Annotated in this window: 10 protein-coding genes and 1 CRISPR repeat array; of the genes, 8 read left to right on the forward strand and 2 right to left on the reverse strand. The window is 61.2% G+C overall.

The window, feature by feature from the left end:
• The first annotated feature begins 323 nt into the window (after nucleotides 1-323).
• The 8 genes from CHB87_RS13445 (at nucleotide 324) to CHB87_RS13480 (ending at nucleotide 10,819) form a co-directional block, all read left to right on the forward strand.
• Nucleotides 324-2,579 carry a CRISPR-associated endonuclease Cas3'' gene (locus tag CHB87_RS13445; protein WP_089408951.1) on the forward strand — a complete coding sequence of 752 codons (2,256 nt, stop codon included), beginning with the start codon at nucleotides 324-326 and terminating at the stop codon, nucleotides 2,577-2,579.
• A gap of 9 nt (nucleotides 2,580-2,588) precedes the next feature.
• Nucleotides 2,589-3,254 carry a type I-C CRISPR-associated protein Cas5c gene (gene cas5c / locus CHB87_RS13450; protein WP_089408952.1) on the forward strand — a complete coding sequence of 222 codons (666 nt, stop codon included), beginning with the start codon at nucleotides 2,589-2,591 and terminating at the stop codon, nucleotides 3,252-3,254.
• Nucleotides 3,251-5,062 carry a type I-C CRISPR-associated protein Cas8c/Csd1 gene (gene cas8c, locus CHB87_RS13455; protein ID WP_089408953.1) on the forward strand — a complete coding sequence of 604 codons (1,812 nt, stop codon included), beginning with the start codon at nucleotides 3,251-3,253 and terminating at the stop codon, nucleotides 5,060-5,062. Before cas5c ends, cas8c begins: the two co-directional genes overlap by 4 nt.
• Nucleotides 5,059-5,934 carry a type I-C CRISPR-associated protein Cas7/Csd2 gene (cas7c, locus tag CHB87_RS13460; protein ID WP_089408954.1) on the forward strand — a complete coding sequence of 292 codons (876 nt, stop codon included), beginning with the start codon at nucleotides 5,059-5,061 and terminating at the stop codon, nucleotides 5,932-5,934. Before cas8c ends, cas7c begins: the two co-directional genes overlap by 4 nt.
• An 18-nt stretch (nucleotides 5,935-5,952) precedes the next feature.
• The gene (gene cas4, locus CHB87_RS13465; protein ID WP_089408955.1) at nucleotides 5,953-6,600 is read left to right on the forward strand and encodes a CRISPR-associated protein Cas4; all 648 of its coding nucleotides are present in this window, start codon (nucleotides 5,953-5,955) and stop codon (nucleotides 6,598-6,600) included.
• Between the two features lie 9 nt (nucleotides 6,601-6,609).
• Nucleotides 6,610-7,641: a type I-C CRISPR-associated endonuclease Cas1c gene (gene cas1c / locus CHB87_RS13470; RefSeq protein ID WP_089408956.1), complete on the forward strand. Its 1,032-nt coding sequence runs from the start codon at nucleotides 6,610-6,612 to the stop codon at nucleotides 7,639-7,641.
• A gap of 6 nt (nucleotides 7,642-7,647) precedes the next feature.
• On the forward strand, nucleotides 7,648-7,938 hold the full coding sequence (cas2, locus tag CHB87_RS13475) for a CRISPR-associated endonuclease Cas2 (RefSeq protein ID WP_089408957.1): 291 nt from the start codon (nucleotides 7,648-7,650) through the stop codon (nucleotides 7,936-7,938).
• Nucleotides 7,939-8,126: 188 nt separating this feature from the next.
• Nucleotides 8,127-10,422: a CRISPR direct-repeat array (repeat unit 32 nt; unit sequence GTCGCTCCCCCTGCGGGAGCGTGGATTGAAAC).
• A gap of 58 nt (nucleotides 10,423-10,480) precedes the next feature.
• Nucleotides 10,481-10,819 carry an NUDIX domain-containing protein gene (locus tag CHB87_RS13480; protein WP_425432481.1) on the forward strand — a complete coding sequence of 113 codons (339 nt, stop codon included), beginning with the start codon at nucleotides 10,481-10,483 and terminating at the stop codon, nucleotides 10,817-10,819.
• Nucleotides 10,820-10,929: 110 nt separating this feature from the next.
• Here the strand turns inward: CHB87_RS13480 and CHB87_RS13485 are convergent, their stop codons facing one another.
• Both CHB87_RS13485 and CHB87_RS13490 read right to left on the reverse strand, forming a co-directional pair.
• Nucleotides 10,930-11,811, reverse strand: coding sequence for a hypothetical protein (locus tag CHB87_RS13485; RefSeq protein ID WP_142988352.1), 882 nt, complete (start codon nucleotides 11,809-11,811; stop codon nucleotides 10,930-10,932).
• Nucleotides 11,804-12,886 carry a hypothetical protein gene (locus tag CHB87_RS13490; RefSeq protein WP_089408959.1) on the reverse strand — a complete coding sequence of 361 codons (1,083 nt, stop codon included), beginning with the start codon at nucleotides 12,884-12,886 and terminating at the stop codon, nucleotides 11,804-11,806. Before CHB87_RS13490 ends, CHB87_RS13485 begins: the two co-directional genes overlap by 8 nt.
• Between the last annotated feature and the right edge of the window lie 188 nt (nucleotides 12,887-13,074).

Consider the following 13,074-nt stretch of genomic DNA (forward strand, 5'->3'; position numbering starts at 1 on the left):
GCGTAGGTCTTTGAACGAGCAGGATCGCAGTCCGCGCCACTCAACTCACTTGTCGCACGCCGTCCTCGGACCCGAAGACGGCGTGCCCTTCTTCCAATCTGATCGGCCTCGTTATCTTTGAACCCCAAAAACACTTTCCGACCACCCCCTTGGGCTGAACCGAGCATCACCTCGCAAGCTGCGACATATCTGGGCAGGATACCTGCGAATGCATTTCGGCTATCAGACGTGTCCTCCGACTGCGGGATCCTTCCTACATACGGAGCGTCTGCGACTTGGCGTCTGATGTCATTTGTAGCTAGGCTGTTCAAGGAGGCCCATGTGTGAATCCACTAAAATCGACGGGGCCATTCGCCCACACCCTCGCGGGAAAAAATAGGTCAGAGTGGGAGCCACTCGAACGCCATTTGGATGAGGTGGCGAAGCTGGCAGCAAAGTATGCGGCAGGTTTTCGCGCGGAGGTCTGGGCCGCCATGCTGGGGAGCTGCCATGATCTGGGCAAGGGGTCGTGGGAATTTCAGGAGTATCTGGGCGCGTGCGGTGATGGCTCCGACGATGCGGGGGAGGAGTCTTCGCGTGGTGGTTCGGGGCAGAAGATCGATCACTCGACCTATGGCGCGCGGTTTGTCGCCGAGGCGTATCCTGGGATGTTCGGGCAGTTGCTGGCGTATGGCATTGCGGGCCATCATGGGCGGCTGCCGAACTGGGATTGCGAAGGAGCGGGCGGGACGCTGGAGCAACGTCTCGATCCGAAACGGCGCACGATTCCGGCGGTGGTCGCGCCACAGGTTCCGTTGCCGGCGTTGAAGCTGCCGTTCTCGCTCGCGTCAAAGAAAGAGGGTCCGTTTCAACTGGCATTCTTTACACGGATGCTGTTCTCCTGCCTGATCGACGCCGACCGTACGTGCACGGAGGCATTCTGCGAGCCGGAGCGCGCGGCGGAGCGTGCCGCGAACGCAGCGCGGCCGTCGCTGCCAGAGCTTGCGAGCGAGCTCGATGCGCACCTTGGGCGGATGGCGGAGGAGGCCAGGCCAACGGAGGTAAACCGGCAGCGGGCACGGGTGCTGACGCACTGTCGCGCCGCAGTGGAGCTTCCGCCGGGATTCTTTTCGCTCAACGTGCCGACGGGTGGGGGCAAGACCCTGTCGTCGCTGGCGTTTGCGCTGGGGCATGCCGGGATTCATGGCATGGACCGGGTCATCGTGGCGATACCCTTCACGAGCATCATCGACCAGACGGCGGCTGTCTATCGAAAGGCGCTGGGTTCGCTTGCGAATGCGGGCGTGGTGGAGCACCATACCAGCCTCGATCCGAAGCGCGATACGCGCGCGAACCAGATGGGGGCGGAGAACTGGGAGGCGCCGCTGATCGTGACGACGAACGTGCAGTTGCTGGAGAGTCTGTTTACCAGCCGCACGACGCCCAGTCGCAAGCTGCATCGTGTGGCGCGCAGCGTGATCGTGCTGGACGAGGCGCAGACGATCCCGGTGGAGTTTCTGAAGCCGATCCTGGCGGCTCTGCGGGAGCTGGTGTTGAACTACGGCTGCTCGGTGGTGCTGTGTACGGCGACGCAGCCGGCGCTGGAGTGGCGCGAGGATTTTGAGCTGGGTCTGAAGAACGTGCGGCCGATCGTGCCGGATGCGCTCTCGTTGTTCGAGGCGTTGCGGCGTGTGAAGGTGAGGCGGCTGGCCAAGGTGGCGGACGATGCGCTCGTAGGGCTGATGGCAGAGCAGGCCTCCACGCTGTGCATCGTGAATACCAGGCGCCATGCGGAGACGCTTTTTACGCAGCTGGCGGCGGCGACCGAGCCCGGGAGTTGTTTTCACCTGAGCACGTGGATGTGCGGCGCGCACCGGCGGGCGGTGCTGGCGGAGGTGCGTGAGCGCCTGCATCTTGAACTGCCTTGCAGGCTGGTGAGCACGCAGCTGGTGGAGGCTGGGGTGGATGTGGACTTCCCCACGGTCTACCGGGCGGAGACGGGCTTCGACTCCATTGCGCAGGCTGCCGGACGATGCAATCGAGAGGGCAAGCAGGCGCTGGGGTACACCTATGTCTTCGAGGCGGAGCAGCCACCACCGCGAGGCAGTCTGCGGATGGCGGCGGATACCGCGCGCGAACTGCGGAATCGCTTTCCGGACCCGCTGACTCCGGCCGCGGTGGAGGCGTACTTTCGGCTGCATTACTGGTCGCAGAAGAGCCTGTGGGACAAGGAGAAGGTGATGAAGACCATGGACTGCGACTGGAATCGCGGACGGCCTCTGCTGCAGTTTCGCGAGATGGATCGGCTGTTCGTTCTGATTCGGGACGAGACCGTACCTTTGTTGGTGCCCTTCGATGCGCGGGCGACAGAGCTAAGGGATAGACTTGCGTCTCATAGCGATTATTTCGTTCCGCAACGGGAGCTACAGCCGTATCTGGTCTCCGTGCGGAAGCCTGCGATGGACGGTCTGTTGAAGCAGGGCTTTGCTATGGAGCACGACTCCGGGGTGAATCTGTTGCTGAATCGCTACGTGTACGACGAGCACAAGGGCCTCGATCCAACCTCGACGCGGTTGGACGAAACGTACTGGGATGGTTAGGAGCTTCGAGTGGCGTTTGGGGTGCGGCTGCATTGCTGGGGAGAGTGGGCGTGCTTTACGCGGCCCGAGATGAAGGTGGAACGCGTGAGCTACGACGCGATGACGCCTTCGGCCGCGCGTGGCGTGATTGAAGCGATTTACTGGAAGCCGGAGATACGGTGGGTGATCGACAGCATCACGGTGCTGAAGCCGATCCAGTTTGTCTCCGTCCGGCGCAACGAGGTGAAGGATAAGATCGGCGCCGGTTCGGTCGCGAAGGCGATGAAGGACGGCTCGGGGGCGCTTTCGTACTGCGTGGATGATGGCGACAATCGCCAGCAGCGCGCGACGCTGATGCTGCGCGATGTGGCGTATGTGATTGAGGCGCACTTCGACATACTGAGCGGGCCGGACAACCATGCCAAGCATCTGGACCAGTTCAACCGGCGGGCGCGTAACGGCGCCTGTTTCACACGGCCCTATCTCGGGTGCCGGGAGTTTGCGGCGCACTTTGCGTTGATCGAAGGTGAGGTCGAGGCGCCGGCGATCGATAGCAGTCTGGCCGGAGAACGCGATCTGGGCTGGATGCTGCACGATCTCGACTTCGGCAAGGAGAAGGAGGCGCGATTCTTTCGCGCCACCATGCGCGATGGGCGCATCGACACACGGCCGCCCGCGGCGGGGGCTTCGGCATGATCCTGCAACGGTTGGCGGAGCACTACGACAGGCTGGTGAAGAGCGGCGACGGCGATGCGCAGCTTGCGCCGCCGGGCTCGTCGATGCAGAAGATTAGTTTTTGTGTGGTGCTGGAGCCGGATGGAGAGTTGAACTCGTTCCGCTCGTTACAGCAGACCGCCGGGAAGTCGCTGGTCGCGACGCCGATGATCGTGCCCGGTAGCAGTAAGCCCCCTGGGCAGGGGATCAACCCGTGCTTCCTCTGGGACAACGCCGCCTATCTGCTGGGCTGGAGCGCGGACCCGGGGAAGACCGAGCGGGCGAAGCTGACCTTCGCCGCATTCCGCGACCGGCACCTGGCGCTGGAGACGGAGATGAATCACCCGGCCTTCAGCGCGGTCTGTGCGTTCCTCCGCAACTGGACGCCGGAGAAGGCGGGGGAGCATGCCGAGCTGCTGACGGAGATCGCAACCAACTTCGGGGTCTTCAAGCTGGCGGGCGAGGCGCAGTATGTACATGATCTCTTTCCGAAGGAGCCCGGCGGCGGAGCTTCGAACGGCACGGCGAAAGAGCAAGGCATGTGCCTGGTATCGGGCGAGATGGACGAGATTGCGCGGCTGCACGATCCGAAGATCAAAGGCGTGGCGGGCGCGCAGTCCTCGGGCGCGCTGCTGGTCTCGTTCAACGCCAGCTCGTTTGAGTCGCATGGGAAGACGCAGAGCTTCAACGCGCCGGTTGGCGTCGGCGCTACGTTTCGCTATGCGAACGCGCTGAATCATCTGCTGAGCCAGCGGGGCCGTCGCGTCTCGCTGGGCGACAGCACGGTCGTCTTCTGGGCGGATCATGCGGGAACGGTTCTGGAAGATGCGATGAGCGCACTCTTTGGGGAGGCGTACGTTGCCGACGAAGCGGAGACGTCACAGGAGGATATTGAGCGCCTGGCGGAGGCGCGGCAGCTGCTGGTGGCGCTGCGCGATGGCACGGCGCCAGCGGAGAAGAAACGGGATGAGTACGGCACGCGCTTCTTTTTGCTTGGGCTCTCTCCCAATGCATCCCGGCTGTCTGTCCGGCTGTGGGTGGAGGCGGAGGCGGTCGAGCTGGAGCGCCGGCTGGCGCAGCATCTGCGCGACCTGGCGCTGGATGATTCGCGTGAGGATCGCCCGCTGACGGTGCGACGGATCGTGAACGCGACGGGCCGCGCAAAGGAGGGTCCGGGCGGGCGGATGGAGTTCGACACGAAAGCGATTTCGCCGCTGCTGGCGGGCGATCTGGCACGGTCGGTGCTGACCGGCGCGGCGTATCCGCAGACGCTGCTGAGCACGATGCTGCGGCGTATCCGTGCCGATGGCGCGGTGGCGTATGCGCGGGTCGCGGCGATCAAGGCTTGTCTTGTCAGGTCAGCTCGTCTTGCCAATCAATCTTTGGAGGTAACAGCAGTGCTTGACGTCAATAACCCGGACATCGCTTATCGTTGGGGACGTACGTTCGCGATCCTCGAACAAATTCAAAGCGCCAAGGTAAGAAGGGAAAATCCCAACGCAAAGCTAAATCGAACAATCAGAGATACATACTTCAGCGCTGCAAGCACGACGCCGCGAATGGTCTATCCGATCTTGATGAAGCTGAGCGCTCATCATCTACCGAAGCTAAGTCCTGGAAGCAAGATTTTTTTCGAAAGCAAGCTTGATGAGGTGGCGCAGCACGTTCAAGGCCTGCCTACCCTGTTCAATTTGGAACAGCAAGGTAAGTTCATGCTGGGGTACTTTCACCAACGCCAGGATCTATTCAAGAACAACAAGAACGAGGAAGTAGAAGGAGACGCTGAATGAGCACGCCCCTTGAGCATCGCTACGATTTTGTCTACTTTTTCGACGTCACGGACGGCAACCCGAATGGCGATCCGGATGCTGGCAATCTGCCGCGCATCGACCCCGAGACCAATCAGGGATTGGTGACGGACGTGTGTCTGAAGCGCAAGATTCGCAACTATGTGGCGGAGACGCATAGCGAAGGCCCAGGTCACCGGATCTACATCCGCGAGAAGGCGGTGTTGAACTCTGAACACAATGAAGCCTATGTCGCCGTTGGACTGAAGTCGGAGAAAAAAGCACTCCCGAAGGCCGAGGCCGATGCCAAACGGGTCACCGATTGGATGTGCGCCAACTTCTTCGACATTCGCACCTTCGGCGCCGTGATGACGACGGAGGTGAACGCGGGACAGGTGCGCGGTCCGCTGCAACTCACTTTTTCTCGCAGCATCGACCCCGTGATTACTGCGGAGTTTGCCATCACGCGCTGTGCGGTGACCAACGAAAAAGATGTCGAGAAGGAGCGGACGATCGGGCGCAAGTTCAACGTGCCGTATGGGCTTTATCGCTGCTATGGATTCATCAACGCCACGCTTGCCGGCAAGACGGGCTTTGGCGAAGACGACCTGGCGCTGCTGAGGGATGCGCTGAACAACATGTTCGAGACGGATCGCTCGGCCGCGCGGGGGATGATGGCGCCGGTGCGCTGCATCGCGTTCAAGCACGAGAGCAAGACCGGGAACGCCCGTGCCGACCAGTTGTTCTCGCTCGTGGACGCAACGCTGAAGCCGGAGTTAAAGAGCGAGCAGCGTCCGCCGCGTTCCCGAGCAGACTACGACATTACCCTTGCGGGACCGGCGCCTGAGGGTGTCACAGTGGAGGAGTGGGTCTAGCCTGCCCGCGCCCACTCCATGACTTCCGACGACGACCTCCTTGCCATCTCGGGCTTGCAGCATCTGGCCTTCTGTCCACGACAGTGGGCTCTGATTCACCTGGAGCAGAGCTGGCAGGAGAATCGTCTGACAGCCGAAGGCAAGCTGCTGCACGAGCAGGTGGACTTGCCCGGACAGAGCCGGCGGCACGAGGTGCGCAGTGTGCGCGGGCTATGGCTCCGATCCGAGCGGCTCGGTCTGTATGGGCGCGCCGACCTGGTGGAGATGTCGCCCGATCCTTACCCGGTGGAATACAAGCGAGGCAAGCGCAAGCCGAACGACTGCGACGCCGTCCAGCTCTGCGCGCAGGCTATCTGTCTGGAGGAGATGCTCGCTCAACCGGTGCCACGGGGCGCGTTTTTCTATGGCGACCCGCGGCGCAGGCTGGAGGTGGTGTTTACCCCGGAGCTTCGCGCCCGTACGGCGTCACTGGCCGCCACCATGCATGAGTTTTTTCGCTCTTGCACCACCCCGGCAGCAGTTCCCGGACCTTATTGCCGACGTTGTTCACTCGTCGACCTTTGCCTGCCGGCGGCAACCGGCGAGCAGACCGAGGCGAGCGGATGGTTAAGCCGCCATCTGGGTACATTCAGTAAAGACGTTGAGCCTGGGAACGATCCGTTTTGAAGGAGGCCGATGCGCAAGCTGCTTAATACACTGCATGTGACCACGCAAGGCGCGTACCTTCATCGCGATGGGGAGACGATCTCGGTCAAGATCGGGGAGGAGGTGCGCTTGCGGCTACCGATCCATACCGTCGAAAGCGTGCTTTGCTATGGGCGCGTGACGTGCAGCCCGTTTGTGCTTGGGCTTTGTTGCGAGCGCGGCGTGGGCGTGTCGATGCTGACCGAGCAGGGCCGCTTTATGGCAAGAGTGAGCGGACCGGTCTCCGGCAATGTGCTTTTGCGTCGGCGGCAGTATCGCGCCGCCGACGAGCCTGTTTCGGCATTGCCGATCGTGATCGCGATGGTCGTGGCCAAGATCGCGAATAGCCGGCTGGTTTTATTGCGAGGCGCTCGGGAAGCTGCCGACGAAGAGCGCAAACGATTGCTGCGGACCAAGGCCCATCACCTGAGCCAGATGGGCCTGGCAGCCTCGCGGTCGGCGACGATCGACGAGGCTCGAGGCTACGAAGGCATTGCCGCGCAGGACTACTTTTCCGTCTTCAACGAGTTGATCGCTGAACGTGAGAAGGCGTTCTCCTTTGGCGGCCGTAGTCGAAGACCACCTCTTGATCGCGTAAACGCCATGTTGTCGTTTCTGTATGCATTGCTCCGCCAGGACGTGGTGTCTGCGCTGGAATCGGTCGGGTTGGACCCCGCAGTGGGCTTCCTGCATACCGACCGGCCGGGCCGGGCCAGCCTCGCGCTGGACTTGATGGAAGAATTTCGTCCACACCTCGCGGACCGGCTGGTGCTGAAGATGATCAATCGAAGGCAGGTCGAGGCGAGCGGATTTCGAGAGGTGGATGGAGGCGGCATCGAGATGGACGATAATACCCGCAAGGAGCTTATCGGCGCCTGGCAAAGGCGTAAGCAGGAAGAGATCATGCACCCGTTTCTGCAGGAAGCAGTACCGATCGGCCTGATTCCCTACACACAATCGCTGCTGCTGGCACGGCATCTGCGCGGTGGCCTGGAGGCTTATCCGGCGTTCTTTTGGAGATAGGGGCAAATGCTCGTACTGGTAAGCTACGATGTGAGCACGCGCGATGAAGGCGGCAGACGACGGCTGCGGCGAGTCGCTCGGGCCTGCGAGAACTTTGGCCAACGTGTTCAGAACTCGGTCTTTGAGTGCCTGGTAGACCCGGCGCAGTGGGTTACGTTGCGCGCACGGTTGATGAAAGAGGCCGATCCTGCTCAGGATAGCCTCCGCTTTTACTTTCTAGGTGCGGAGTGGAAACGCCGGGTCGAACATATCGGAACCAAGACGGCCTACGATCCTGAAGGAACGCTCATCCTCTGAGCGGACCAAGCGCGGACCTAAAGCATACACGTATCTGCTGGAAGATCCGCGCGAAGGGTAAATCGCTGCCAGCGAAGGACCTAGGCCCACCATTGACAGAAAAAATCCGCCGAACGCAAAGATTCATCCACTATCCGCGTTTCAGTTACGGTATATGCCTTTGCTTTCAAGGGCATATACTATAAGCCGTCGCTCCCCCTGCGGGAGCGTGGATTGAAACTATGAGGACCGGCGTCTCCGGTCGAAAGATCGAGTCGCTCCCCCTGCGGGAGCGTGGATTGAAACGCAAGGTCGGCCACGCTGTCTTTCAGCCCTACGAGTCGCTCCCCCTGCGGGAGCGTGGATTGAAACTACGATACAACAGCGCGCTCCGTTTACGGCAGGGTCGTCGCTCCCCCTGCGGGAGCGTGGATTGAAACTTCATCTTTTTGGACCCCATGACCACAGCTTACGTCGCTCCCCCTGCGGGAGCGTGGATTGAAACCCGCCTCCCGCTCCGTGGGGCGGGCGCGGCCCCCGTCGCTCCCCCTGCGGGAGCGTGGATTGAAACTCTTCCTGGTTATTTCAATCTCCGCGTATGTCGCTGTCGCTCCCCCTGCGGGAGCGTGGATTGAAACATCTGTGGACTACCCGGCAGCGGTAAATCAAGACTCGTCGCTCCCCCTGCGGGAGCGTGGATTGAAACCTACTTGCTCGGGACTACGCGCTCGACGTAGGTGTCGCTCCCCCTGCGGGAGCGTGGATTGAAACTTGAACATCACCGCATTGGCGATGTCCACGCTCAGTCGCTCCCCCTGCGGGAGCGTGGATTGAAACTGAATCATGCGGTTCACGAAGTTGTACGAGCTTCGTCGCTCCCCCTGCGGGAGCGTGGATTGAAACGTCTTGCCCTGGTCGGGTCCGTCGACGATGATCGCGTCGCTCCCCCTGCGGGAGCGTGGATTGAAACGAGATGCTCCCCGGCCGCGTGACCGAGGGACCGAGTCGCTCCCCCTGCGGGAGCGTGGATTGAAACAGCCGGCTCGATCCAGAAGTAGAAGGTCAGGCCGGTCGCTCCCCCTGCGGGAGCGTGGATTGAAACGTCAACAGCAGCGTGCCTGGGCATGCGCATGGATCGTCGCTCCCCCTGCGGGAGCGTGGATTGAAACTGGCGCGGCATGCGCAGAATGCCGGTGAGGCCGGTGTCGCTCCCCCTGCGGGAGCGTGGATTGAAACCATGAAATCGGCACGTAGGCATTGCAAACAAAGGACGTCGCTCCCCCTGCGGGAGCGTGGATTGAAACTTCCCGGCGCCACCCGCAGCAACAGCGGCGTGGGTCGCTCCCCCTGCGGGAGCGTGGATTGAAACTACGAGAAGGGCGACCTGGTCGACGTCGGCGACTGTCGCTCCCCCTGCGGGAGCGTGGATTGAAACGAAAAGCGTTACGCTATTGAGGTGTCGCAGGTAGGTCGCTCCCCCTGCGGGAGCGTGGATTGAAACGCCTTGTCCTCGATGAACTTGTACGAGGTCTGGGGTCGCTCCCCCTGCGGGAGCGTGGATTGAAACCCTAGACAAGTAAGGCCGAGCGTGATTACATGCCGTCGCTCCCCCTGCGGGAGCGTGGATTGAAACGGCGCGGCGTATGATGCGCTGTCCGCGGGCGATGGCGGTCGCTCCCCCTGCGGGAGCGTGGATTGAAACGACCTATAACTTTCGCATTCGCGCGCTGCGTGCCGTCGCTCCCCCTGCGGGAGCGTGGATTGAAACCGGGGTATTGGCCGCCGCCGTACAGGCGATCGATCGTCGCTCCCCCTGCGGGAGCGTGGATTGAAACCCAAGGGCGGCGGGACGATGGTCTCGGGCGGCAACATGTCGCTCCCCCTGCGGGAGCGTGGATTGAAACCTGAATACCGTACGAAGCGGACGAAACGCGGTCTGTCGCTCCCCCTGCGGGAGCGTGGATTGAAACTCCGCAGCGGTCAGGCTGGTTACGCCGGGGTTCGTGGTCGCTCCCCCTGCGGGAGCGTGGATTGAAACTGCTTCTGTATGGGTTGACCGGTGTTGACTGGTGGTCGCTCCCCCTGCGGGAGCGTGGATTGAAACGGCTTCTCAGAGGCGCACGATCCCGAAGTAACCCCGTCGCTCCCCCTGCGGGAGCGTGGATTGAAACAGTGACTTTCAGATATCCACCATACGCGAAGAACGTCGCTCCCCCTGCGGGAGCGTGGATTGAAACGAGCGCCTTGTCTTCTCGATCAGCGATCAGCTCGCGTCGCTCCCCCTGCGGGAGCGTGGATTGAAACGCCGGAACATGGAACTCCACCGCGCAAACCACCGGAGTCGCTCCCCCTGCGGGAGCGTGGATTGAAACTCGAGACGCGCAGGGGCTGCGGCTGCACAGTCTGGTCGCTCCCCCTGCGGGAGCGTGGATTGAAACCATAGCTGGCTGCGACCTGCTGCATCGCTGCATCGGTCGCTCCCCCTGCGGGAGCGTGGATTGAAACCGCCTCTGAACAGCTACGTGATGAACAGTCTCGTGTCGCTCCCCTGCGGGAGCGTGGATTGAAACTCTGTCGCAAGGTAGACGAGTCGGAGCAGCCTCTCGACGCTGCCATTCGCGAGTTTAGAGAAGAGACCGGCTTCGAGCCCATGGGGCCATTTCTTGAGCTTGGCTCGATCAAGCAGGGCGGACGTAAGATCGTGTCCGCTTGGGCATTTAAGGGAGACTGCGAGCCGTCGACTGCCATAAGCAATCTTTGCCAAATGAAATGGCCCTCAGATTCGGGTCGTCAGATCGCATTCCCGGAAGTAGATCGTGTTGGCTGGTTCGCGATAGACGAGGCTGAAAGGCGCATCCTCAAAGGGCAGGTGCCCTTGTTGCAGCCTCTTGCCGGGATATGATCAATCCAGGTGGGGTAAAGCGAACGGTTGCTGCGAGGACGAAGGTTCATAGAGCCTGGCGGCATATGCTTCTTGCCGAGCATGACATGCTCGAAATGGAGAGCTTGTCGTCATGCATCCCAATAACGCAAAAACTCCTGGACGGTGCCAAGGGCGAAACGCATGAGTCCGAAGCGTTCATCCTCTGAATTGCTAGATGACTCGAAATTGGCATACTGCGACGGCCCGCTGTGACCAAGGGTGCGGAAGTGCTCGCGAAGAATCTCGATCGCACGCACCGTGTCGGCATGGTCGCAAACTGGGCTAGTCTTCATGGCATGAGCTGCACCCTCGATTCCACCTGCGAATGCATTCAAAGTCCAGACAATGTCGTAGCTGTCTTTGTCCTTCACGCGGCCCGCCAGCGCGAATGCTTTGAGCACAATGAAAGGCAAGAGATTTGCGACATGGGCGACGACATTCTCCCGAATGCCGCCACCGTCCAGCGTTTCCCCGCTTAGGCTAACGGGAAAGGAATCGAGTGCCACCAACTCCGCGCCTGTGGTGCGGATCGCTCCGATCCTAGACCCAACCCCTTCCCCGGGATTTCGCAGAATGCTCCCAGGGGTCCCGTCTCCGACCGGACAGAAGAACTCGAGGAGAACATCGATGCCGTCGACCTTGCGACCCCATTGGAAGCTCTGCTCCTGGCCGGTCTCTGGATTCTTCGTGGGTTCGAAGCCGGCATCCTTGAGGTGGCGTTGCAGCGTCCGGTAGAACTCCGTCTCCTGGCTCTCAAGCGCTATGCCCACGACGATGTCGAGGTCGGTTGTCCCAACGTGTTCTTTCATGTCCGAGGGCGCCTTCCCGATCAGATACTGCGGGACGAGACCTCCAATCAGATAGACTCGTCCACCCCACACGCCAATGCGCGCGAGCACCGTACGCAAGGCCTTTTCGCATGCCTGCAGCGTTTCCGGAGTGTAGGGGTTTCGCGGTTCGTGTTCAGTCATGTCCATCCCTCAGCATCTGTTCTCGTAAAGCATTCGCTACCTCGGGACTGCGCCCCGCGGCTCGGATGGTTTCAATATAGGCCCTTGGCTTCGACACGAGCTCCAGGGAGCCACGTCCCGCTCCCACGGTTACAATCGCTCCCGCTGCCGGTTCATACGCTTGGATGCGATAAAGGGCTGGATTCCCTTTGCTCTGCCAGACCTGGATATTTCCTCCCTTGTCGACGACTTCCCCGCCCAGGACCTTTGCGAGATCCTGGGCTGGAACGGCAGCGTCGAGGTAGACGATCGGAGATGGCGCCGCCGTCAGGACGGGCGCGTAAAGATACGCGGCGGCCGTGCCGGCGACAGCCCAACGCGCCCTAAGATCGTGGATCTTCGGCAGCTTCTCATAAAGCGCGTTCACGGAGCGACTCCAGACGTACAGGCTGGTCACGGTCTCCGGTTCTCTTTCTTCCTTGCTCCACAGTTCGAGCAGACCGCCAAAGTCAGTAAGCGACCAGAAGCGACGCGGACCCGCCCCATGTTCTTGGAGCAACCCAAGAGCGGTCAGTCTTTGAAACACGCGGCTGACAAGCGCTGCGGAGACATTCGCGTTCTTCGAGATCGCCGACAACCGGATCGTATGGCGAGGGGATGCCTGCAACAAGGCCTCGGCCACAAGGCCGGTGCGGTCTCTAAGCCGGGTTGGAGTAGGACTTGGAAGGCGAGCGGCGCTTCCACTAACCCGCGTGTCGATATACAGTCCAGGAGCAACGATGTGACAGACGCCTGTATCTCGTTCGATCCAGGACATTCGTTCGTTCCGCAGGAGCTCTCGTGTCCGGGGTGCCAGTTCCGGGACCGCGAGAAGAAGACGGACACCGAAGGAACGCGAGCGCGACGTTTCGACAAGGTCTCTGGCTTTCTCCTGACTGAGTGTGGTGAAACTGCGCACCTCAAACCGTTGTTCGCCCCCGTCCTCAATGGAAATCCCCAGACTGTATTCCTCGTTTTCTCCAAGTTCCCTCACCCCGACAGAGGCGAGTTGCCGCAGGTAACGGAGAATCCAATTCAGATGGTCGGCTCGTGCCATTCACGATCTTCGCAATATTTACAGGTTTTGTAAATATAGGAATTGCAGTAAATATAGTGGTGCCGTCGAAGTCATTCTCCAGCGTCCGTCGGAAACGCGGGGGAACCCATCGCAGTCCGATCGATGAGGAGGAGGTCTCCTCCTGTCTCCAGCCGCTGCGCGTCTTCCGCCACCTCCTCTGCGGCCTG

The organism is Granulicella rosea, from assembly GCF_900188085.1.
Lineage (GTDB): Bacteria > Acidobacteriota > Terriglobia > Terriglobales > Acidobacteriaceae > Edaphobacter > Edaphobacter rosea.

Bases quoted from the DNA above. Each gene is read 5' to 3' on its own strand.
- cas8c (WP_089408953.1), top strand. From the start codon at position 3,251: ATGATCCTGCAACGGTTGGCGGAGCACTACGACAGGCTGGTGAAGAGC.
- cas7c (WP_089408954.1), top strand. From the start codon at position 5,059: ATGAGCACGCCCCTTGAGCATCGCTACGATTTTGTCTACTTTTTCGAC.
- cas4 (WP_089408955.1), top strand. From the start codon at position 5,953: ATGACTTCCGACGACGACCTCCTTGCCATCTCGGGCTTGCAGCATCTG.
- cas1c (WP_089408956.1), top strand. From the start codon at position 6,610: ATGCGCAAGCTGCTTAATACACTGCATGTGACCACGCAAGGCGCGTAC.
- cas2 (WP_089408957.1), top strand. From the start codon at position 7,648: ATGCTCGTACTGGTAAGCTACGATGTGAGCACGCGCGATGAAGGCGGC.
- CHB87_RS13485 (WP_142988352.1), bottom strand. From the start codon at position 11,811: ATGACTGAACACGAACCGCGAAACCCCTACACTCCGGAAACGCTGCAG.
- CHB87_RS13490 (WP_089408959.1), bottom strand. From the start codon at position 12,886: ATGGCACGAGCCGACCATCTGAATTGGATTCTCCGTTACCTGCGGCAA.